Genomic DNA, 21494 nt, shown 5'->3' with positions numbered 1-21494 from the left:
GTCCTGCTTCCACTCACTTAAAATGTCACTTATTGATTGTTTCCTGATCAAGCTTTTCACCTTCTTGCTCTATGGCATGTATAAAAGTTTGCAACGTGTAACAAGTTGATTGTATGGATTGTGCAAACCTCTTTTTCCCAGTCTCTTTATAAAATGATTGAACGACATATTGATTGAAAGCTTCAATAGCCGCATCTATTTGTTGGATACGCATATACTTCGGACGATGTTGGTTAATCCAGTTGTTGGCATTCTCTCTCCATTCAATTAGAAAAGCGAGCCATTGATCGGCATGGGGCTTTACTTGTGAAAAAAAATCCGGAGTTGTATCCGTGTCACGCATTTCTTGATGACGAATTAAACAGTTTTGACTTTCTTCTAAAATCAATTTCGTTTGTTCGTTTAAGTTCATGGTCTCAGCCCCTTTGTTACAGTTTATAGTAACAAAAAAAAGTGGTTTTAACCACTTTTTTGCGAACAGATATTCCATTCTATCATTTGTTCGGTTTCTTTCAGCGCTTTCCCCACCTGGTTACCTTTATCAATGACACTCTGCGTCTGAGTCGATCTTTCCTGTATAAATCGGGCTTCCAAAATATGTTCGAGTAATGACAACTGTTCGATCAATTCTTCTATTCGTTTCATGCTGCATCCCTCCAGTTGTTAGTGAAGTTCTCCAAATCATGATGAATTCCTTTGTCGACGACAAAACTAGAAGGAATAAGCTAATACTTACAATAATTCGACACACAAACTATGAAACCTTAAGGCGCAAATCACGTCTAGTAGGGTGTGGTTATGATAAACTGATATGCGAGGTGACGAGCATGGCAATTAACTACCCGAATGGTAAGATTTATACGCCACAAAAAAATAATTCGGAAAAACGTGCAAAGAAGGATTATACCTTCAGTAACCGGGGAAAAACCTTAGAGGATGAGATTAATGAAACAAATGACTTTTATATGCAAAGAGGTACTGCAGTCATTCATAAAAAACCAGTACCGATTCAAGTCGTAAAAGTAGAATATCCTTCCCGAAGTGCAGCTGTCATCAAAGAAGCCTATTACCGCACTGCTTCAACTACAGACTTTAATGGTGTATGGCAAGGCATTCACGTGGATTTTGAAGCGAAAGAAACGAAAAATAAAACTTCCTTCCCTTTAAAGAACATCCATGCACATCAGATCGACCACATGAGAATGGTCACGGAACAAAAAGGACTTACGTTCTTAATCGTTCGTTTTTCATCCCTCAATCGATATTTCGTTTTACCTTATCGTCCTCTTCAGGATGCGTGGGACGATATGTGTAAAGGTGGTCGCAAATCAATTCCGTTTGAGTTTTTCGAACAACATGCCTTTGAATTAGTCCCAGGAGCCTACCCTCCTATTGACTATTTGCGAGGAGTAACAAAGATGCTTTCAGAGGAATCTGTAAAGCAGTGAAAGTGAGGAGACGTTTGTGAGCGAAAAAGCTAACTCTCGTGGACAACGAAGAAAAGAATTAGAAAAACAGAAGAAATCGAAAAAAACAAGTACTTCAGGTTGGTTAAAACGTATAATCGTTGCTTGTTTCATTATCGGATTGGCAGGACTATTATTTGGTGGAGGACTCTTTGCCTTCTACGCAAGCTCCGCACCCAAATTGGATGAAGAATCATTAAAAGACCCCATTTCATCTGAATTTTATGATATAAACGGTGAAGTTTTTGCAACCATCGGTTCTGAAAGCCGTGATTATGTAAATTACGAAGATATTCCGAAAGAAATGGAAGCAGCCATTTTGGCAACTGAAGACGTCCGTTTCTATAAACATAATGGGATCGATTTTTATCGTCTTGGTGGTGCCGTACTTGCCAATATCACAAGTGGTTTTGGTTCTCAAGGAGCTAGTACGTTAACACAGCAAGTAATCAAAAACTCGTTTTTACAAAATGAAAAAACATTGAAACGTAAAGCTCAGGAAGCATACCTTGCTTATCAGCTTGAGCAGAAATATGAAAAAGAAGAAATTTTTGAAATGTACTTTAACAAAGTTTTAATGTCAGGAAATATTTATGGTTTCGGTACAGCATCTGAAAGCTTTTTCGGAAGAGAGTTAAAGGACTTGAAACTACACGAAATGGCAATGTTGGCAGGAATGCCTCAAAGTCCGAACAACTTTAATCCTTTCAAACATCCTGAATCGGCAGAAAAACGCCGCAATATCGTTTTGCGTCTAATGGAACAGCATGGAAAAATTACGAAAGCTGAAATGGAAGAAGCACAAGCGATTCCATTATCCGAAGGTTTATTGGCTGAAGAAAAACGCAAACCTTCTAATTCAACCAAGTATCTTGCATTTTTAGACATTGTTTTAAATGAATTGGCAGCAAAAAGCAAAGATGATTCTTTAGCTGATGGATTAAAAGTCTATACGACACTGGACCCACAAGCTCAAGGTTCAGTTGAAGCAGCTTTTTCTGGTGATAACTTCCCTACCAAAGAAATACAGGCGGGAATGACAGTTTTGGATACAAAAACAGGTGCTATTGTTGCTGTAGGTGGCGGCCGAGATTACGGTCCAAGCTTTGAGTTCAACTTCGCACAAGATGTCTCTAAACGAGGGATTGGTTCCACAGTTAAACCGATCCTGGATTATGGTCCAGCAATCGAATATTTAAATTGGTCAACCGGTCACACCCTTGTTGATGAGAAAATGAATTATTCGAATTCGGATCAACAAATTTATAACTTCGATAACGAGTATATGGGAGCTATGACGATGCGTGAAGCATTGTATCGTTCTCGAAATATTCCAGCTGTCAAAGCCTTCAAAGAAGTGAAAAGCGATGATCGCAAAGATTTTGCAAATAGCTTAGGCATAACTGGTGACTATCTCGATTATGAATCCGCAGCGATTGGTGCAACTACTGGAATAAACACGATTAAGTTAGCAGCCTCTTACGCCGCATTCGGAAATGCCGGTGTATTCTCAGAGCCTTTCTCAATTCGTGAAATCGTCTATCGTGACGGTGAAACAAAGAAAACATTTAAACCTAAGTCTAAACCAGCAATGAAAGATTCAACTGCATTTATGGTCACCGACATGCTTCGTGATGTCGTCAGTGAACGTAGAGGCGCATCTGGTAAAGCAGCAATTATTCCTGGCTTGGATGTTGCAGGTAAAACAGGTACAACCAACTATACGGCTAAAGAATTTAACGATTACAATTTGTCGGAAGGCTCAGCTCCAGATATTTGGTTTGCGGGTTATACAACAAATTACTCAATCGCCGTTTGGACGGGTTACAAAGAGCGTAAAAATGCAATTAATACCGCCGATTCAAATGAGCGTACTTTCGCACAAAGATTATTTAAAGACGTAATGTCAAATGTCTCAGAAGGTAAAGACACACCACGCTTTAAACGACCAAATTCTGTCGTGGAAGCCACGGTTGAAGTAGGCACTTCCCCTCTTCGACTTGCAAGTGAATTCACACCAGATAATCTAAAACAAACAGAATTATTTGTTCGTGGATCAGAACCTACTGAAGTATCTGAGGAATACGAACAAATCGAAGTAGATGCTCCATCAAACTTCAAAGCAGATTATAGTGAAGGTGATCAATCTGCTACATTATCTTGGAAGCACAAAGCGCCTAAGCGAGATAAAGATGAGTTGGATGTAGCATTTGAAGTTTCGTTTGCAGTAGATGGTGGCAGTCCTTCCGTTCTACAAACCACTAACCAGGAAGGTTTAATCGTCACTGGTATTACACCAGGCAGTACCTATACGTTTAGTGTTGTTGCAATAGCAGACGGAGTACGAAGTGAACCAACTAGTACAACGCTTGAAATTGATGCTGTTGAAGTCCCTGAACAAGGAGAAGATGAAACTCCTGGTGAAGGTGAAGGCGATGGCCAAGGCAACGGAGAAGGAAACGGCAATGGTAATGGTAATGGTCAAGGAAACGGTGAAGGTGGATCAGACGATGATTCTGATGAAGGCACTACACCTCCAGAAGATGATGGAACCACTCCTCCAGAAGACGATGAGTCAACGCCTCCAGAAGAAGAACCTACACCACCAGAAGATGGCGGTGATGGTGGAGAAGATGATTCATCCGAAGGTGCAACAAACACAACAGAAGACGGGAATGAAGCAAGAGCTGCTTCAACCGGTGAATCAGATTCTGATTCTGATTCTGATTCTGATTCTGATTCTGATTCTGATTCTTCAACCCCATAAAGAATGTAAAAGAAGCAGATCCTCAATGGATCTGCTTCTTTCAGCTTGTTGACAAAAGAATGTTAATTAATATAAATGAATAAATATTCAAGAGTTTTATCTTTTGCATTCTATTAAAAATGTGGTCGGCTATTTCTTTCGCTTTCCGCGGACGAAACGCCAGCCTCCTCGGCTCTGCCTGCGGGGTCTAGCTTGTTCCGTTTTTTCCGCAGGAGTCTTCAGAAATTACCGACCACCTGCCTACTTAAATAGTTTGTAGAGACACGTTTACACATAATTTCTGTTGATTGGAGTGGAGGCGGCGACTTCTGCGGGAAAAGCACGAGCTGAAGGCCCCGCAGGAACGTTGTGACGAGGAGACTGAAGCCGTGCCCGCGAAACGCGTCCGCCGCAGTGGAAATCAACATATCTTGCGTAGGCTCTTCTTCAATATTCAATAATATACAGTTATATATAATAATTTTTTTGTCTACAGTCTGAAAGAAGCAGATCCTCAATGGATCTGCTTCTTTTTATGTGGCTTTTATTCGTAAACGGGCAATTTTCTTATTTGTTTCATCAAATAATTCGTTTAGCTGACAAAATGCGCTATAGCGGTTTGAGTTCATGATAATAAACGTATATCTCTCCTGTCCGTTTAACGGGAGGATTTCGTAATCCTTTAATTCTTCTTGGTCAAAACTATCGGATTCAGATACTTGAACCAACAAGTCTTGATAAAGCTTGATGCCAATATTCATCTGCTGATGAGTGTCACTCGTTTTCATTTTAAAAGCTTCTTGTATTGCTTCTCTTAACGTTGACCATTGATGTAACAAATCAATGAGGTGTTCCTTTTTTGCATGCGTGGGATCAAAGCGAATCAAATCTCTACCAACCCTTTGTTCACTCGTTTTTTCCCTTCCCGGCATAAAGATAAAAGAGGGCAAACCGGGCATTGGGGATTTTGAGCTTTGCAATGATAACGACCGAAGAAAATAAGTTGATGATGTGTTCGTGACCACTTATCCATTGGCGTCTTTTTCATAATTGTCTCTTCAACTTGCAGAACCGAGTCTTTCCATCGGCAGAGTCCGAGACGCTTTGTCACCCGCTCAACATGTGTATCCACTGCCAAAGCAGGGATATCGAATGCTACCGAAACAACAACGTTTGCTGTTTTCCTACCCACTCCAGGAAGCATAGTCAACAAATCACGGTTTGCTGGTATTTCCCCATCAAATTGTTCAATCAACATCCGACTCAAAGCTTGAATGTTTTTAGCTTTGTTACGGAATAATCCGATTGATCGTATATCATCTTGCAGTTCTTCTAAAGGTACCGCCAGATAATCTTCAGGTGTCTGATACTTTGCGAACAAAGCTGGAGTCACTTTATTTACGAGGACATCTGTACATTGAGCAGAAAGCAATGTGGCGATTGTCAACTCGAATGGATTGGAGTGAACGAGCTCACAATGAGCATCAGGGAACATTCTATCCATTTCTGATAAACAGTACTCCCATTGACTTTTTGTCAGCATATTCTCACTTCCCTACTCTCGCTCTTCTAACCAATTATAGAATGGAACTTTATTTGTTTTTTGAGATTGTGTTGGTGCAGATGTTCTCTCCGGTACTGTGCGGAATTGGCTTGCTTGTTTTTCTACATCCTGCATGGTTTTGACGTTCTTCTTTTTCCATTCAAACAGAATCCGGTCGATATAACGCAAGCTCATTTTTTGTGCCAATACTGCTTCTTTCAATGCTGCCCGAATTAACTCAGGTGATTGCTGATCTTTGTCCATCCACATTGCAATGGTTTCGCTTTCCATCGGGGAAAGAAAACGACCGAATTCTTGTTCGAACAAGCGGAAAATTTCGCCTTCTTGTTCTTTTTGCGTCATTTCTTTCTGCGAAGTTGTTTCTTCTAGAACAGTATCAATTAATCGGTTCCATAAGGTATGAAATGAAAATGCTTCTATCAGAACACCTTTGTCATCATATCTTTGTTGGATTGATAAATATCCTTTTTGAAATAGCCTTTGCATATGTCGACTGACTTGTTCCGAGGTGAAATGGGATCGTTTTACCAAATCATCAGGTGTCGGAAAATGATTTCCCTTGTCGATAAACGCCAGCATATGAAGAATCAATAATGCTTCATCATCTTGGATATCACATTTTTTGTAATGTTGAAAAAAGAGCTGGGAAATGGTTACATTTCCCTGCTCTGTCCACATACGGAGCCGATCTGGCTGTTGCTGTTGCATACCCGAACTCTCCTTTGTACTTATATTATTGAGTAAAAAACGAATCTACGAATTTTGGCTGTTTTCTTTATTTTCATTATGTCTAGTTCCGAAGCCCAGCTCGCACTTCCGCTTAGGCCCACACGATGTGGGTCATGAAGGCGTTGCGAAAAAATTTATTAGCACTGCATTTTGCGACGAGTAACCGCAGGAGCAGGACCTAGCACTGCATTTTGCGACGAGTAACCGCAGGAGCAGGACTTCGCGACTTTAGCCTTCGAACCTTAAAATCATTCGAAAACGGGTTTTCGATTCGTACCTTCCACCGTCAGAGTCGAGCTTGCGTGGGCTTCTGCACTTTTCTTGTTTATGGATATAAACGGTTCAATAAACGTGGGAATGGAATTGCTTCACGAACGTGTTCTGCTCCACTGATCCAAGCTACTGTACGCTCTAAACCTAGCCCGAATCCTGAATGAGGTACTGAACCTTGTTTACGCAGTTCTAGATACCATGCATATGCTTTTTCATCCAATTCATGTTCTGAAAGGCGTTGTTTCAATAAATCGTAATCATGAATACGTTCTGAGCCACCAATGATTTCCCCATAACCTTCAGGTGCAATTAAGTCCGCACATAGAACGACATCATCACGTTCTGGGTGTGGTTGCATATAGAATGGTTTAATACCAATTGGATAATGCGTAATGAATACAGGCTTGTCATAATGTTCTGCAATTGCTGTTTCATGTGGAGCTCCGAAATCATCGCCCCATTGAATATCTTCAAACCCTTTTTCATGCAAGAAAGTAATAGCATCGTCATACGAAATACGTGGGAATGGCGCTTGAATATGCTCAAGTTTTGTTACGTCACGATCAAGACGCTCTAATTCCAACTTACAGTTTTTCAAGACGGATTGAACAACGTAAGATACATATTGTTCTTGTACTTCAAGGTTTTCTTCAAATTCAGTGAAAGCCATTTCGGGCTCGATCATCCAGAATTCGATTAGATGGCGACGTGTTTTTGATTTTTCAGCACGGAATGTTGGACCGAATGAAAATACTTTTCCAAGTGCCATTGCTGCCGCTTCCATGTAGAGTTGACCTGATTGAGAAAGATAAGCATCTTCATCAAAATATTTTGTCTGGAACAATTCTGACGTTCCTTCAGGTGCAGAACCCGTCAAAATTGGAGGGTCTACTTTTGCAAATCCATTCTCATTGAAAAATTCATAAGTAGCACGAATGACTTCATTGCGGATTTTCATGATGGCATGTTGTTTACGTGAACGCAACCATAAGTGACGGTTATCCATCAAAAATTCAGTTCCGTGTTCTTTTGGTGTGATTGGGAAATCTACAGCCTCGTGAATAACTTCAATATCTTTCACTTGAAGTTCAAAACCGAACGAAGAGCGCTCATCTTTTGTCACTTCTCCAACAACATACATTGACGTTTCTTGAGTTAAAGATTTTGCTTTAGTAAATATTTCTTCAGCGACATCTGCCTTAACAACAACGCCTTGTACAAAACCAGAACCATCGCGCAGTTGTAAGAATGCAATTTTTCCACTTGAACGTTTGTTAGCTAACCAAGCACCTAATTTTACTGTTTCGCCTAAATGTTTTGGCATTTCATGAATCATAATTTTTTTCATAAGTTCCTCCAGAAATTACAGCAAACCCTCTTGCCATTTTGATCGTACAAATGTATCAATACGTGCTACTGCTGCTTCAAGTAAATCGAGTGAAGTTGCGTAGGATAATCGAATTGTTGATGGGGCTCCAAAACCAGAACCTGGAATGACGGCTACATTTGCCTCAGTCAGCAGTGCTTCCACAAATGCATCAACAGAATCATATCCTGTATTTTTTGCTGCTTCAGAAACATCTGGTAATAGATAAAATGCGCCTTGTGGTTTTAACACTTTGAAACCTGGAATAGATGCTAGTTTCGGGAAAATAATTTCCAGACGAGATTCAAATGCAGCTCGCATTTCTTCTACAGTATCCTGAGGACCATTATACGCTTCGATTGCAGCATATTGAGATGTAGTAACAGGGTTTGATGTAGAATGGCTCGCTAAATCTGTCATTGCTGTAATTAACTCTTTATTCCCTGCTGCATATCCGATACGCCAACCAGTCATGGAATGTGACTTAGACACTCCATTAATAATAATCGTACGCTCTTTTGCATCATCCGAAAGTTGGGCAATGGAGATATGTTGAGCATCTCCATAAATCAATTTTTCATAAATTTCATCAGAGACAATCCAAATGTTCGCCTCTTTACAAACGTCTGCAATTTCCTGTAATTCGTTTTTTGTATAAAGCATGCCAGTCGGATTGCTTGGAGAATTCAAGATAATGGCACGAGTTTTGTCAGTAATTGCTTCTTTAATCTGTTTTGCTGTGATTTTATATTGTTGTTCAGCGGTACCTTCAATATAAACAGGGACGCCTCCAGCAAGTTTCACTTGTTCAGGGTAGCTTACCCAATATGGAATTGGAATAATGACTTCATCATTTTCATTCAACAGCACCTGGAACAATGTATAAAGTACATGTTTTGCACCGATACCGATTAAAATTTCCGAAGCTTGATACGTTATTTGTTGATCTCTTTCCAACTTGTCAATAATTGCTTTTTTTAATGCAGGCAAACCACCTGCGGGCGTATATTTTGTGTGCCCTTCATTCATTGACTTAAGTGCTGCATCTAAAATGTTTTGTGGCGTATTATAATCAGGCTCGCCTGCACCTAGTCCAATTACATCAATACCTTGTTCTTTCAGTTCTTTCGCTTTTGCTGTAATAGCAAGTGTTGTTGAAGGTGTTAATGTCTGAACACGATTAGCTAATTGAGGTTTCATCATCGATTGTCCCCTTTTACAAATTCAAAATACGCTTCCACCATTTACCGTTTTCGAAAAATAAGTATACGTAATTGAGTTTGTCTTTTTCATTTAAAAATGTAATTTCCCAAACCGCCTGCTTTTGTTCCCAACCCAGTTTGGAATGAAGCACTTCTTTTACTTCAAATTCAGCTTCTACCGCTTTAATTGCTTCTTTTTTTGAAATGCCGTCTTTCATTAGCACTTCTTGAATTTTTAATTTTTGGGATGAAGGGATAAATACAGCTTTTTCTTCCCCATTTTCATCTTTTCCAAGTACAGTAATATATGTATTTGAGCTACTGTACACCTGTGAATCCGTCACTTCTGATAACTTTTTCTCACTGATTGCCACTTGTTCAGCTTCTTGTTTTGCACTTTTGAATGGTTGTCCAGCTTTCCACAAGACAAACAAGCTGATACAAAGACTTAAAGAAAGAATAAATACACTAATAAAAATAAACCATTTTTTCATGTCTGCACCTTACGTTTTATAAATAGTGAAAACGGCTTTCTCATGATTGTCTTTTTCAAGTGCCAGACCAAACATTAAATTTCTTTCTTTCAAAGTGCGATTCAAGGCGTCCACAATTTTATACAAGTCTGATTGATAGTCAACCGTAACTGTTGATATTACTTCAATTCTGCTTTCCATTTTGAAACCCCTACTTTCTTCGCTCATACTTTCTCATTATACCAATGTTCCAGGTCCAAGACCATATCTTCTAGGGATACTTTCTTGATTGGGATATCAGGCAGCGCACGAATAAACTCTTTTCCGTACGATTTAGACTCGATTCTCCGATCAAGCACGATAAAAACACCGCGATCGGTTGAAGACCGGATCAAACGACCAAAACCTTGTCGGAATCTGAGTATAGCTTCAGGCAATGCCAAAGATGAAAAAGAATTAATTCCTTGTTTTGTCAGTCGGTCTGCCTGTGTTTTAAATACCGGTTCATCGGGAGAAGAAAATGGCAACCTGACCAAAATAACTGCTGATAATGCATCCCCTGGAACGTCCACACCTTCCCAGAAACTATTGGTACCAAATAATACGGACTTCCGGAACCGTTGAAATGATTTTAATAATTTCATACGGCTTCCTGATGTCATTCCTTGCGCGAACAACATATAATCCTCGAGTAATCCCGTGTCCTGAATCAAATCAACCGTTTTACGCAACATATCCTGCGATGTGAAAAGCACAAAGCATCGGCCTTCCGTAATCAGAACGGTTTGAATCACTGCATCGGCTACGGCTTCAATAAACTCGGATTGGGAGACATGTTGGATATCCGGCATGTCATCGACGATAAATAAATTCGCACCCTGGTAAAAATCTTTTGGTGCAGAGTAAGTTTTGATAGAAACTGTGTCTGGTAGACCCAATTGATTCACGATAAATCGATTATTGCCAGGAACAGATAGAGTCCCGGACGTCCATACAATGCCCGCCCTGCCTCTCCAATCGTTGAATATTTCATTGACTGCCAACGTGCTGTCTATTGGTTTTTTGTATACATGAAGGCTTCCAGGGACACTTCGGCGATCCATTTCCAACCACACTGAATGTTCCGACGGAGAAGATAGAAAAATATCGACCCATTCCCCTGTTTTTATTTTCATCTCATTCAACCAATACTGCCACTCTGCAGCTACTAATTTATCCGCATGAGTTGATTCGAGTTGGCTTTTCCCCATTCGTTCAAGCAAGTGTTGTGCAATTGTCACCCATCGTTGCAGATATTGGTAAACTTCGTCAAGCAATTCATAATCCAGCTCTAATTCTTCGAATAAAACAGTTTGTTTGGAGTGAGTTTTAGTCGCAGTTTTACGACTGACATTTTGTATGAGTGATTGAACCGCTTCATCAAATTTTTCGCTGCATTTGATATATATCCGGTCAAGTTCTTCGAATGAATAAATCACATCCACACCATGTTTCTCCAAAACATTTGCAAAGGCATAAGTTAACTGCTCCTGGTCACGTGTTCCCAGTTGCCCGAAAACATATTTCCACTGGGTGTAAGAAAAAATCCGTTCATCCCGTGTATTCGCTGCTTGTATAAATTGATGTGCTTCATCAATTATCAGAGCGCTAATTTCATCTGAGAGTAATGGCTCTAATCGATGACGGTCAGTAAACAGCATCGCATGGTTTGTTATGAGAATATCTGCTTGCTGACTTTGAAGTAACGCATATGCATGAAAATCATGGTCATTCACATCCGAAGTTTTAACAGAAAATGCATTTTTCCGGACTTTATCAAGGAAAAATTGTCCGCCACTTGAAACGTTTAACTCACCAACATCACCTGTAGATGTCCTGGTCAACCATACTAAAAGTTGGCAAATGGCAAATGTCTCATCATATGATTCGTCTTTTGCGCGCAATAACTCCTCAAAGCGGTGCAAGTCAAGATAATGTCTGGCACCTTTGAGAATCGCAACATGAACTTTATTTTTTACAATGGCTTCTAATTTCGGTATCTCCACATCATGAAGCTGCTCCATTAAATGTGTCGTGTACGTGCTGATCAAGACCTTTTTATTTTGTTGTTTCGCATGAAAGTAACTTGGTATTAAATAACTTAATGTCTTTCCAAGTCCTGTAGAGGCTTCAATGGCCAGTTCATTTTTCTCCTGAAAGGTTTGCCATATGGCATCCATCATTTGAAACTGCCCGTCGCGTTCTTTAAAGTCTTGTAACCCTTCTGAAAAATAGAGTCGTTTCTGATTTTTCGTCTCTGGATAGTAAAAAGATGATTCTTCCGAACTTTTCATTAAATATTTTTGTCGAAGGGGTATTCCTTTGTAGAAGTCGAGATTTTCAGATTTGAGCATCTTCCTCTTTTTCTGTAGTGCTTCAAAAAACAAAGAAGAGATATCAAATTTTAACTGAAATGAACGTTTATGAATCAGTTCAAGCGTTTGAATCGGTAGTTTTTCAATTTCTTTCATACACTCTATAAATAATTCAGCAGTCGCATAGGCGTCATCGTCTGCACGGTGGGCATTGGTAAGTTGGATGCCCCGTTCTTGAGTAATATCTTGCAATTTATAACTGAATGATGTCGGAAACAATAATCGAGACAGTTCAACTGTATCCATTTTTTTGCCTTTCCATAATGGAAAGCCAATACGCTTGAATTCAGCTTGCACAAATGACAAGTCAAAATTCGTATTGTGGGCCACAAAAATACAATCTTCGAGCATGTCATAAATGTCACCGGCAACATCTTCAAAAACCGGTGCGTCTTTGACATCCTCATCTGAAATATTGGTTAAGTCTTGTATGAAAAAAGGGATTTTTTTCCCGGGTTGAATGAAGGTTGAAAAAGTTGAATGGATTTGCCAGTCGCGTACGAATACAACGGCAAATTGAATCATTCGATCCCCTTTGGCAGGCGAATGACCCGTTGTTTCAATATCGACAATAGCGTAAGTAGGGCTTAACATAAAATATCAGCTCACAATTTAGACTTCTAACAAAAAAATTGTATCACAAAACATCTTTAGAAGTGTAACTGACACTGTGCAAAGTCGTCTATTTAAAAAAGGAGGTTATTACCAAATGAAGAAATGGAAACATTTCACTACGATTTCCATACTGTTATTTTCACTTGCTGCGTGTAACACGGAACAAGATGTAAATGTGGACAATGAAAACAAGGACGGAGATCCTGGTGCGATTGAATTGACCACACAAGTGGAAGGTGTTTTCAAAGGCTTTGAAGGTGATGCTAAAAAATCTGTTGTCATTGAATACGAAGGACAAGAAAAGACGTATGAAATAGCAGACGATGCTACCGGTGATTTCGATCAGGTCAAAGAAAATGACAACATTGCTTTTTCCACCAAAATGGTTGATGGAAAAGAAATGATTGAAACATTACGACTAAACTAAACTAAGAAAAAAAGAGATGCCACTTAAAAGAGGCATCTCTCTTTAAATTACATAACTGTCGCTTCAGGTTCGTAACTGATGATTTCACGGATTGTATTGTTTTCACCCATAATAGCAACAGTTGGTTTATGATCTTTTGCTTCATCATTCATCATGTAAACATACGACAAAATTATGACGATATCCCCTTTTTGAACAAGGCGGGCTGCTGCTCCATTAACACAAATAACGCCACTGCCTCTTTCTCCTGCAATGATATACGTTTCAAATCGCGCACCGTTATTATTGTTGACGATATGCACTTTTTCATTTGGTAGCATTCCGACTGCATCGAGAAGATTTTGGTCAATAGTGATACTTCCTACATAGTTTAAATCCGCTTCTGTTACTACAGCACGGTGAATTTTTGAATTTAACATCATTCGTAACATTATTTATTCTCCTCATTGTTCAAGATTAGATTATCGATTAGCCGCGCTTTTTCAAAGAAAACAGCTACCGCTAAAATAACAGATGTGTTGTTTGAAACATTATTAGTCAGGTCGGGATAGCTTAATAATTCCACATAATCAATTTTCCCTGATGTACCATTTTCAATGTGTCGAATGGTTACTTGCTTGGCTTTTTCAGAATCCTGGTTGATTTTAAAATCATCCATGCCAAGTTGAATGGCTTGTTGGATGATCGGTGCTTCTGCACGTTCTTTTTCACTTAAAAAAACATTTCGGGAACTTTTAGCTAAACCATCCTCTTCCCGAACAGTTGATACTCTCTTTACTTCCAATGGGAAGTTATAATCTCTTACCAACGTTTCAATAATTGCCAGTTGTTGAGCATCTTTTTGACCGAAATACACTTTTGTAGGTTCGACCAAATGGAAAAGTTTTGTCACGACTTTTAAGACACCATCAAAATGTCCAGGTCGTGAGGCTCCGCAAAGAACATCTGCCTGAGCACCCGCACGAATTGAAATCCCGCCATCTTGCGGATACATTTCATTCACTTGCGGGAAAAACAGCAAATCGACTCCCGCTTCTACAGCCATTTTAGTATCTCTCTCCAAATCCCTTGGATACCTGTCCAAATCTTCATTTGGACCAAATTGTGCCGGATTGACAAAAATACTCATGACGACAAAATCATTTTCTTTTCTTGCCTGTTCGACTAATGACATATGTCCTTCATGCAAATAGCCCATTGTGGGGACAAACCCGATGCTTTTGCCAGATTTTTTGGTTGCATTTATATTTTGTTTTAAATCCTTGATTAATTGAACTTGAATCATTCTTTTCCTCCGTATAACTGCTGGAATTCTTCGTCTTTCATTGTAAATCGGTGTGCAACTGCAGGGAATTGACCACTTTTCACTTCATCTACATATTGCGTTAACCCATTTGTAATTTCTTTTCCTGCTTCAGCAAAAGCTTTCACAAATTTAGGCATATGGTGACTTCCGTAAGTCACGGTGTCATGAAAGACCAGAACCTGCCCATCTGTTTCAGCACCAGCGCCAATGCCGATTACGGGTATTGTCAGTGCATCCGTGATAGTCTTAGCAAGTTGATAAGGGATACATTCTAAAACGACCATTATGGCCCCAGCAGCCTCACATTTCTTGGCATCTTCAATCAGCTTTTGTGCCGCTTGGGCTGTCTTTCCTTGCACTTTATATCCCGAAACACTTGCGGACTGTGGAAGCAAACCAAGATGAGCAACAACTGGGATGCCAGTGCGGGACAATAATCGAATAACTTCAATGACTTCGTCGGCACCTTCAATTTTCAAGGCTTGTGCATTGGTTTCCTGGAAAAGACGGATCGCATTGGATAATGTCGTATCCATGGACCCGTGATAGGATCCAAACGGCATATCTACTACAAGGAAAGTATCTTTTGCCCCTCTTCTTGTTGCTTTTCCATGATGAATCATATCTTCCATCGTAACTGGGACTGTTGAATCGTACCCAAGCACGACCATGCCAAGAGAATCTCCTACAAGAAGAATTTCGACACCTGCATTTTCTGCAAGTTTCGCAGAAGGATAATCATAAGCAGTTAACATAATAATTTTATCGTTCTCTTTTTTCATATTGATAAAATCTGTCGTTGTTTTCATTTCCTAGCTCCTCTCTTTTGAGAGGAAACCAAAATAAAAACCCTACTGACCGAAAATGGACAGAAGGGTTGCGTTGGATAAGTAATTGGTTTCCTCCGTCCCTGTCGATTAAGATCAAGGCAGAATTATTAAATTAATATTAGTCGAATTTTCACATCAGGTGCAGTTCTATTTTAGATACTACCCTACGTTTTTACTATAACAGAAAGAGATTATACATACCATTCTGTTTATTAATTGTTAATTTTGTATTTCGATATCCGCAGAATAAATTCCATGGATTTGGCCATCATCAGTTTTCACTTGAAGAATTCCTTCACTTGTAATGCCCAGCGCCAATCCTTCAATCTGCTGGTGAATCATAATCGCTTTAATTCGCTTTCCAAGTGTACAAGAATAACTCTCCCAAAGAATCTTCAAGGGCTCAAAACCATGCATCACATATAAGTCTGTATAAATTTCCAGATGATGCAATATGCGGGCAACAAGTTCAGCACGATCAACGGTCTTTCCTGTCACCATTTGAATAGAAGTGGCGATTGATTGAATTTCTTCTGGGAAATCCGTTACCTGCTGGTTAACATTTACACCTATACCTAAGATGATAGCATGAACACGATCCATATCGGCCTGGAGCTCCGTTAATATCCCGGTACATTTCTTGCCATTGATTAAAAGATCATTCGGCCATTTTATTTCTGCACGTACGTCTGCAATATCTTCTATTGCGCGTGTAACTGCAACAGCAGCAACCAATGTAAATTGAGGGGCTTTAGTAGGTGGAATTTCCGGTCTAATAATTACACTCATCCAAATGCCCTTTCCTTGTGTAGATGTCCACACTCGTGCCATCCGACCTTTTCCTGCAGTCTGTTCTTCACATACGACGATTGAGCCGTCTGGCGCACCAGATTGCGCCATTTGATGTGCAATGGGCTGTGTTGATGGACATGAAACTTCATAATGAATCGTATGTCCGAAACGTTTTGTCGTTAAATACTGATTAATTTTGGCTGCTTGTAAAGAATCTGGAGAGGAGCTCAATACATATCCTTTTTTCTTGATGGTCTCTATTTCATATCCTTCTTCTTCAAGTTCCTTGATATGTTTCCAGATTGCTGTTCGAGACAATCCAAAGTCATCCGCCAATTGCTGACCTGACAAAGGCTGTCCGTTTGCAGTCAATAAACGTTTTGTAATTTCATATTTCACTGTTGGATTCATTCATTATCCATTCCTTTATTTTGGTAGCATCATTCACTACTTTTTGGTGAAGCACGGCCATTTCAATCGCGCTCAATGCTTCTTTTAACCAAGGGCCACCCCGCTTACTGAACCAACCCATCAAGTCTTTTCCCGTAACGACAAGATCGCTTTTTGACTGGATTGGTAATGAACGCTTGTTATTAAGTATGGTTTCGATTGGCATTGGTGGAATTCCAATTTGCCATACGTGTACGAGACTTTCTGCATGTACAAGAATCTCTTCATCAAATAGGTAAAAGTCATCAACAGTAAACATTCGCTCAGAGCGAATTGTCGTAGCTTTAACTAGCTGTTTGATTCGACCTTTCGACTCATTTGATAATCTAAACGCTTTTGTCAGTTCAGTAACAGATGGCTCGTCCTGCAATAAACACAGAAATGCCCAGCAAACCAAGGCGTTTTGTGGATTTCCCAGATTCGACCATTTGTCATGATGGAAAGGGAAATCCCCTGGAAGTTGGTCGGCTAGTTGGCTACTGACCAGATAGGTCATTCCTTTATGTAAATTTGAACTGACCCACATTTTTTCAAGTTCTGCGGTCACTCTCTCTACCGAAACATATGAAAGATCGTCAGCGCATGACTGGATGGCTTTCAGTGATTGATGATCAATAGAAAAATCAAGTTGTGCACTGAATCGTATTGCACGGAGCATACGCAATGCATCTTCCTTAAATCGATCAATTGGATTACCTACAGTTCGGATCAATCGGTTTTCTAAATCCCGACGACCATTGAACAAATCAATGATTTGAAAGCTTTCCGTCATGGCTAATGCGTTCATAGTAAAATCTCTACGTCTCAAATCTTCTTCCAATGAGCGGACAAACTTTACATCCGTAGGTCTGCGGTGATCTTCATATTCCCCATCGCTCCTGAAAGTCGTGACTTCGATCGGAACACCATCTTCAATGACCAGGACGGTTCCATGTGCAAGGCCAACATCAACAGTCCGTTTGAAGATTAGTTTTACTTCTTCAGGCAATGCACATGTGGCAATGTCTATGTCGTTGGCAACTTTTTGTCGCAAAAAATCGCGAACTGCTCCTCCGACAAATACTGCTTCATAGCCATTTTCTTTCAGCCTTCTAATAATTGACTTTCCTGCTTGCCAATTTTCAGTTGTGAACATATGGTCGAACTACTTTCTCGTACAGCTTTTCGTACTGATCCACAATGATTGAAGAATGGAATTTTTGAGAAACTGTTTCAATAGAAGCCATTCTCATGCGTTTATGTAAATCAGTATTCGTTAAAATCTTCAAAGCATAGCATGCAACTGCTTCAACATCGTTTAAAGGGGCGATATAGCCATTTTGTCCATGTTCTATGACTTCTGGTATTCCCCCTACATTCGTGCCGATACAAGGCACTCCGCAGGCCATAGCTTCAAGCAAAACCAAGCCAAACGCTTCTTTTTCAGATAGTAATAATTTCAAATCGCTAATTGAGTATAATTCTGACACATTATCCTGCTTGCCTAAAAAGAGTACATCTTTTTCTAGTCCCAAAGAATCGACTAGATTGATGATATTATTCATTTCAGGTCCATCCCCGACAAGAAGTAATTTAGAACGCATCTCTTTACGAATGTAAGCGAAACTAGATACCACATCTTCAACATGTTTCACTTTTCGGAAGTTCGACACATGAATAACAACTTTCTCATCATCTTGAATGTTGAAATAAGATTTGATATTTGATTTAGAAGGCATATATTCACGTTCATCCACAAAATTATAGATGGTTTCAATGGTCTGAGATGGTTGGATTAATTGATAGGTTTCATTTTTTAATGAATCCGAGACTGCCGTCACAACATCCGATTTTTCGATTCCATAGCGAATTGCACCAGTAAGGGATGAATCGTATCCTAAAACACTAATATCTGTGCCATGTAAAGTCGTCACGATTCCAACATTCTGTTCAGCCATATCACGTGCAAGTACAGCACAAACAGCATGAGGAATTGCATAATGCACATGGAGGATGTCCAGATTCTCTTTTTTAATCACTTCGGCCATTTTACTCGCTAGAGCAATATCGTATGGTGCGTATTGAAAAACAGAGTAACTGTTAACTTCCACTTGGTGAAAGAAAATATTTGGGACCATGCGGTTTAACCGAAAAGGCATACTGGACGTAATGAAATGAATTTCATGGCCACGTTCAGCAAGAAGCTTCCCCAGTTCAGTCGCAATCACACCAGAACCTCCCACTGTCGGATAGCATGTTATACCGATTTTCAATTTCTTCATGAAACTCACAACCTTTCTTAAGAACGTCTTTCCTGTAATAAACGCCAATCTATAAAGCCTTCCTGCAGGCCTTTCAATAACACTTCAGCAGTGCCCATATTGGTTGCTAAAGGAATTTGATACACATCACATAATCGAATCAACGCCGTCACATCCGGTTCATGGGGTTGGGCTGTTAAAGGATCACGGAAGAAAATAATCATATCCATTTCATTTTTTGCAACCATGGCACCTATTTGCTGGTCTCCTCCGAGCGGGCCAGATTGAAAACGGATGACAGTTAAACCTGTTTCATCTATAATCCGTTGCCCAGTAGTTCCTGTTGCATATAATTCGTGTTCAGCCAGAATATCACGATAAGCCGTTACAAACTGGATTAAATCATCTTTTTTTCGATCATGTGCAATTAAGGCTATTTTCATAAGGTTCTCATCCTATCATTTATAAAATGTTTTCGAGTCCGTACACAAGCTCTTTTAAATCCATCACCTGATTTATTGAAAACGTCACACCTGACATGAAAGATTGTCGATTGAAAGAATCATGCCTCAATGTGAACAACTGCCCTTCTCCACCAAACATTACTTGTTGGTGAGCAACCAGTCCAGGCAGTCTTACACTATGTATTGGGATACCATCATAAGATGCGCCTCGTGCACCTGGCAAGGTCTCTTCTTCTGTTGGATGACCTTGTTTATGGGATGGGCGTACTTCAGCTATCATTTGAGCTGTTTTATATGCAGTTCCTGATGGGGCATCAAGTTTTTGATCATGATGCATCTCGATAATTTCAACATCCGGAAAATACGCGGCAGCCATAGCTGCAAATTTCATCATCAATACAGCTCCGATCGCAAAGTTTGGTGCAACAATACAACCAAGTTCGTTATCTTTGGCAATCTTTGAGCAGAGCTCCAATTGTGCTTCGCTAAATCCAGTTGTGCCGATTACTGGTCTTACAGCATTTTGCAAACACATCATCGTGTGTTCAAAAACTTGATGTGGGGTCGTCAAGTCGACGAACACATCGGGTTTAATTGAAGAAATCAGACTTTCCAGATCCAGAAACACTGGTACATCATAGCTTGCAGGGAACTCAGGTGACTCACTCAAAAGATCTCCAATTTCTTTGTGATCAAGAACTGCCACTAGTTCCATGTTCTCATTATTCATGACTGTATGTACAGCTTCTTGTCCCATTTTGCCACGTGGTCCACCTATTGCCACTCGAATCATGACTGTTCCTCCTTTAACGTCCAGCGATGTTTATCTCTAGAATTGAATTTATCCATCACGCGATCATGTGCCCGTTGTATATCTATTTTCTCAGCATTTGCAAAACAGATGAGAACAAATAGCAAATCACCTAATTCTTCTTCCATGCTCTTTTTTGCTTCTGTTGATTTTTTCTTCTTAATACCATGTACATGTTGAACTTCCCTGGCTAATTCCCCGAGTTCTTCGGTCATACGTGCAAGCATTTCAAATGGCGGAAAATAGCCTTCTTTAAATTGTCCAATATAATCATCAACTTCTTTTTGTAAAGTTTGAATCGTTTTCTCAGATGTCATTCTTTTCACACTCCTATTCTTATCCTAATAATAAGGAATGATGTTGTCAAAATACTGAAAATGAATGATAATAACTTAGGATTCTTTTTCAGAAAATGGGGTGTTTCAATGCTTAAAGGCATTAAATTTAAAAATATATTTTTCATTATGTTGGGTGCAGCAATTTTCAGTTTTGGTTTTGTTCATTTTAACATTCAAAATGAACTTGGTGAGGGTGGATTTAGCGGAATCACCTTAATTTTATTTTTCGTATTTAATCTTGATCCTGCTTTAATGAATTTACTCCTTAATATCCCAATGTTTATTCTGGGTTGGCGTCTTTTGGGACAAAAAGTATTTGTTTATACAATCATAGGAACAGTTTCAGTTTCGATATTTTTAAAGATATTCCAGATTTACGAAATCAATATTCATATACAAGATGATTTGTTTCTAGCCGCCCTTTTTGCAGGCGTTTTTGTCGGAGTGGGGCTAGGTATCATTTTTAGATATGGTGGTACTACTGGTGGCGTGGATATCATTGCGAGGCTTGCGCATAAATATGTGGGCTGGAGCATGGGGAAAACAATGTTCATGTTTGATGCAGCTGTCATTCTTCTATCCTGGTTAACTTTCTTGGATTCGCGTTCCATGATGTATACATTAGTAGCCGTCTTTATAGGTGCGAGGGTAATCGACTTCGTTCAGGAAGGTGCGTATGCTGCCCGTGGTGCATTTATTATTTCGGAATTCCAAAATGAAATTGCTGACCGAATCGCCAGCGATATGGACCGCGGTGTTACTGTTTTAAAAGGTTTTGGGCATTTTACTAAATCGGACCGTGAAGTATTGTACTGTGTAGTAGGAAAAAATGAAATTGTTCGATTAAAAAATATCATCACATCTATTGATCCTCATGCATTTGTTTCCATGACAGAAGTACATGACGTCATGGGAGAAGGTTTTACACTGGATGAACAAAAACGTCCTCTGGATTAAGCAAACAAGGTGTCTGAACGAAAAAACTCAC

The 21494-nt window shown here is 39.6% G+C and carries 23 protein-coding genes; 4 read left to right on the top strand and 19 right to left on the bottom strand.

From position 1 onward, the window contains the following. Positions 1-25: 25 nt before the first annotated feature. Together M9R32_RS01265 and M9R32_RS01260 are read right to left on the bottom strand one after the other, a co-directional pair. Positions 26-412 carry a DUF1798 family protein gene (locus tag M9R32_RS01265; RefSeq protein ID WP_269924925.1) on the bottom strand — a complete coding sequence of 129 codons (387 nt, stop codon included), beginning with the start codon at positions 410-412 and terminating at the stop codon, positions 26-28. Between the two features lie 47 nt (positions 413-459). Next, entirely contained in the window at positions 460-645 is a 186-nt protein-coding gene (locus M9R32_RS01260) for a hypothetical protein (protein WP_269924924.1), read from the bottom strand. Between the two features lie 182 nt (positions 646-827). Here M9R32_RS01260 and recU point away from each other — a divergent pair, with 182 nt between their 5' ends. Together recU and M9R32_RS01250 are read left to right on the top strand one after the other, a co-directional pair. Continuing rightward, positions 828-1448 carry a Holliday junction resolvase RecU gene (gene recU / locus M9R32_RS01255; RefSeq protein ID WP_269924923.1) on the top strand — a complete coding sequence of 207 codons (621 nt, stop codon included), beginning with the start codon at positions 828-830 and terminating at the stop codon, positions 1446-1448. Positions 1449-1464: 16 nt separating this feature from the next. Continuing rightward, on the top strand, positions 1465-4233 hold the full coding sequence (locus tag M9R32_RS01250) for a PBP1A family penicillin-binding protein (RefSeq protein ID WP_269924922.1): 2769 nt from the start codon (positions 1465-1467) through the stop codon (positions 4231-4233). Positions 4234-4745: 512 nt separating this feature from the next. Here M9R32_RS01250 and M9R32_RS01245 read toward each other — a convergent pair. The 8 genes from M9R32_RS01245 to dinG form a co-directional block, all read right to left on the bottom strand. Then, positions 4746-5099 carry a YpoC family protein gene (locus tag M9R32_RS01245; RefSeq protein ID WP_269924921.1) on the bottom strand — a complete coding sequence of 118 codons (354 nt, stop codon included), beginning with the start codon at positions 5097-5099 and terminating at the stop codon, positions 4746-4748. Beyond that, entirely contained in the window at positions 5096-5755 is a 660-nt protein-coding gene (gene nth, locus M9R32_RS01240) for an endonuclease III (RefSeq protein WP_269924920.1), read from the bottom strand. The genes M9R32_RS01245 and nth overlap by 4 nt, the downstream gene beginning before the upstream one ends. A gap of 12 nt (positions 5756-5767) precedes the next feature. Further along, on the bottom strand, positions 5768-6484 hold the full coding sequence (locus M9R32_RS01235) for a DnaD domain-containing protein (protein WP_269924919.1): 717 nt from the start codon (positions 6482-6484) through the stop codon (positions 5768-5770). Positions 6485-6830: 346 nt separating this feature from the next. Further along, complete coding sequence (asnS, locus tag M9R32_RS01230) at positions 6831-8126, bottom strand: asparagine--tRNA ligase (RefSeq protein WP_269924918.1); 1296 nt, start codon at positions 8124-8126, stop codon at positions 6831-6833. A 15-nt stretch (positions 8127-8141) separates the two neighbouring features. Then, the gene (locus tag M9R32_RS01225) at positions 8142-9344 is read right to left on the bottom strand and encodes a pyridoxal phosphate-dependent aminotransferase (protein WP_269925108.1); all 1203 of its coding nucleotides are present in this window, start codon (positions 9342-9344) and stop codon (positions 8142-8144) included. Between the two features lie 16 nt (positions 9345-9360). Then, positions 9361-9840: a cell wall elongation regulator TseB-like domain-containing protein gene (locus tag M9R32_RS01220; protein WP_269924917.1), complete on the bottom strand. Its 480-nt coding sequence runs from the start codon at positions 9838-9840 to the stop codon at positions 9361-9363. Between the two features lie 9 nt (positions 9841-9849). Then, positions 9850-10020: a YpmA family protein gene (locus tag M9R32_RS01215; protein ID WP_269924916.1), complete on the bottom strand. Its 171-nt coding sequence runs from the start codon at positions 10018-10020 to the stop codon at positions 9850-9852. Between the two features lie 23 nt (positions 10021-10043). After that, a complete protein-coding gene (dinG, locus tag M9R32_RS01210; RefSeq protein ID WP_269924915.1) occupies positions 10044-12827 on the bottom strand; it encodes an ATP-dependent DNA helicase DinG in 2784 nt (927 codons plus the stop codon). 115 nt (positions 12828-12942) lie between these two features. Here dinG and M9R32_RS01205 point away from each other — a divergent pair, with 115 nt between their 5' ends. Beyond that, entirely contained in the window at positions 12943-13275 is a 333-nt protein-coding gene (locus M9R32_RS01205) for a hypothetical protein (protein WP_269924914.1), read from the top strand. Positions 13276-13322: 47 nt separating this feature from the next. Here the strand turns inward: M9R32_RS01205 and panD are convergent, their stop codons facing one another. The 9 genes from panD to M9R32_RS01160 all read right to left on the bottom strand — a co-directional run bounded on the left by panD (position 13323) and on the right by M9R32_RS01160 (position 20485). Then, positions 13323-13706 (bottom strand): aspartate 1-decarboxylase, encoded by a 384-nt coding sequence (panD, locus tag M9R32_RS01200; protein WP_269924913.1) that lies wholly within the window; start codon positions 13704-13706, stop codon positions 13323-13325. After that, the gene (gene panC, locus M9R32_RS01195) at positions 13706-14560 is read right to left on the bottom strand and encodes a pantoate--beta-alanine ligase (protein WP_269924912.1); all 855 of its coding nucleotides are present in this window, start codon (positions 14558-14560) and stop codon (positions 13706-13708) included. The genes panD and panC overlap by 1 nt, the downstream gene beginning before the upstream one ends. Further along, a complete protein-coding gene (panB, locus tag M9R32_RS01190) occupies positions 14557-15390 on the bottom strand; it encodes a 3-methyl-2-oxobutanoate hydroxymethyltransferase (protein ID WP_269924911.1) in 834 nt (277 codons plus the stop codon). The genes panC and panB overlap by 4 nt, the downstream gene beginning before the upstream one ends. A 240-nt stretch (positions 15391-15630) precedes the next feature. Continuing rightward, positions 15631-16614, bottom strand: coding sequence for a biotin--[acetyl-CoA-carboxylase] ligase (locus M9R32_RS01185; protein WP_269924910.1), 984 nt, complete (start codon positions 16612-16614; stop codon positions 15631-15633). Beyond that, a complete protein-coding gene (locus tag M9R32_RS01180; protein WP_269924909.1) occupies positions 16592-17788 on the bottom strand; it encodes a CCA tRNA nucleotidyltransferase in 1197 nt (398 codons plus the stop codon). Before M9R32_RS01180 ends, M9R32_RS01185 begins: the two co-directional genes overlap by 23 nt. Then, a complete protein-coding gene (bshA, locus tag M9R32_RS01175) occupies positions 17775-18914 on the bottom strand; it encodes an N-acetyl-alpha-D-glucosaminyl L-malate synthase BshA (RefSeq protein ID WP_269924908.1) in 1140 nt (379 codons plus the stop codon). The genes M9R32_RS01180 and bshA overlap by 14 nt, the downstream gene beginning before the upstream one ends. A gap of 17 nt (positions 18915-18931) precedes the next feature. Beyond that, the gene (mgsA, locus tag M9R32_RS01170) at positions 18932-19336 is read right to left on the bottom strand and encodes a methylglyoxal synthase (RefSeq protein ID WP_269924907.1); all 405 of its coding nucleotides are present in this window, start codon (positions 19334-19336) and stop codon (positions 18932-18934) included. A 19-nt stretch (positions 19337-19355) separates the two neighbouring features. Further along, positions 19356-20150 (bottom strand): 4-hydroxy-tetrahydrodipicolinate reductase, encoded by a 795-nt coding sequence (gene dapB / locus M9R32_RS01165; RefSeq protein WP_269924906.1) that lies wholly within the window; start codon positions 20148-20150, stop codon positions 19356-19358. Beyond that, positions 20147-20485, bottom strand: coding sequence for a nucleotide pyrophosphohydrolase (locus M9R32_RS01160; RefSeq protein WP_269924905.1), 339 nt, complete (start codon positions 20483-20485; stop codon positions 20147-20149). The genes dapB and M9R32_RS01160 overlap by 4 nt, the downstream gene beginning before the upstream one ends. A 108-nt stretch (positions 20486-20593) precedes the next feature. Between M9R32_RS01160 and M9R32_RS01155 the strand changes: the two genes are divergently transcribed. Continuing rightward, positions 20594-21463: a YitT family protein gene (locus tag M9R32_RS01155; protein WP_269924904.1), complete on the top strand. Its 870-nt coding sequence runs from the start codon at positions 20594-20596 to the stop codon at positions 21461-21463. Positions 21464-21494: the final 31 nt, after the last annotated feature.

The sequence above is a fragment of the Paenisporosarcina quisquiliarum genome (assembly GCF_027563315.1).
GTDB lineage: Bacteria > Bacillota > Bacilli > Bacillales_A > Planococcaceae > Paenisporosarcina > Paenisporosarcina quisquiliarum.
The sequence above is the reverse complement of the archived record's forward strand: the minus strand, read 5'-3'. Positions and strand labels throughout refer to the sequence as shown.

Coding starts and splice junctions, on each gene's coding strand:
- M9R32_RS01265 (WP_269924925.1), bottom strand. CDS start 412: ATGAACTTAAACGAACAAACGAAATTGATTTTAGAAGAAAGTCAAAAC.
- M9R32_RS01260 (WP_269924924.1), bottom strand. CDS start 645: ATGAAACGAATAGAAGAATTGATCGAACAGTTGTCATTACTCGAACAT.
- recU (WP_269924923.1), top strand. CDS start 828: ATGGCAATTAACTACCCGAATGGTAAGATTTATACGCCACAAAAAAAT.
- nth (WP_269924920.1), bottom strand. CDS start 5,755: ATGCTGACAAAAAGTCAATGGGAGTACTGTTTATCAGAAATGGATAGA.
- M9R32_RS01235 (WP_269924919.1), bottom strand. CDS start 6,484: ATGCAACAGCAACAGCCAGATCGGCTCCGTATGTGGACAGAGCAGGGA.
- asnS (WP_269924918.1), bottom strand. CDS start 8,126: ATGAAAAAAATTATGATTCATGAAATGCCAAAACATTTAGGCGAAACA.
- M9R32_RS01225 (WP_269925108.1), bottom strand. CDS start 9,344: ATGAAACCTCAATTAGCTAATCGTGTTCAGACATTAACACCTTCAACA.
- M9R32_RS01220 (WP_269924917.1), bottom strand. CDS start 9,840: ATGAAAAAATGGTTTATTTTTATTAGTGTATTTATTCTTTCTTTAAGT.
- M9R32_RS01215 (WP_269924916.1), bottom strand. CDS start 10,020: ATGGAAAGCAGAATTGAAGTAATATCAACAGTTACGGTTGACTATCAA.
- dinG (WP_269924915.1), bottom strand. CDS start 12,827: ATGTTAAGCCCTACTTACGCTATTGTCGATATTGAAACAACGGGTCAT.
- M9R32_RS01205 (WP_269924914.1), top strand. CDS start 12,943: ATGAAGAAATGGAAACATTTCACTACGATTTCCATACTGTTATTTTCA.
- panD (WP_269924913.1), bottom strand. CDS start 13,706: ATGTTACGAATGATGTTAAATTCAAAAATTCACCGTGCTGTAGTAACA.
- panC (WP_269924912.1), bottom strand. CDS start 14,560: ATGATTCAAGTTCAATTAATCAAGGATTTAAAACAAAATATAAATGCA.
- panB (WP_269924911.1), bottom strand. CDS start 15,390: ATGAAAACAACGACAGATTTTATCAATATGAAAAAAGAGAACGATAAA.
- M9R32_RS01185 (WP_269924910.1), bottom strand. CDS start 16,614: ATGAATCCAACAGTGAAATATGAAATTACAAAACGTTTATTGACTGCA.
- M9R32_RS01180 (WP_269924909.1), bottom strand. CDS start 17,788: ATGTTCACAACTGAAAATTGGCAAGCAGGAAAGTCAATTATTAGAAGG.
- bshA (WP_269924908.1), bottom strand. CDS start 18,914: ATGAAGAAATTGAAAATCGGTATAACATGCTATCCGACAGTGGGAGGT.
- mgsA (WP_269924907.1), bottom strand. CDS start 19,336: ATGAAAATAGCCTTAATTGCACATGATCGAAAAAAAGATGATTTAATC.
- dapB (WP_269924906.1), bottom strand. CDS start 20,150: ATGATTCGAGTGGCAATAGGTGGACCACGTGGCAAAATGGGACAAGAA.
- M9R32_RS01160 (WP_269924905.1), bottom strand. CDS start 20,485: ATGACATCTGAGAAAACGATTCAAACTTTACAAAAAGAAGTTGATGAT.
- M9R32_RS01155 (WP_269924904.1), top strand. CDS start 20,594: ATGCTTAAAGGCATTAAATTTAAAAATATATTTTTCATTATGTTGGGT.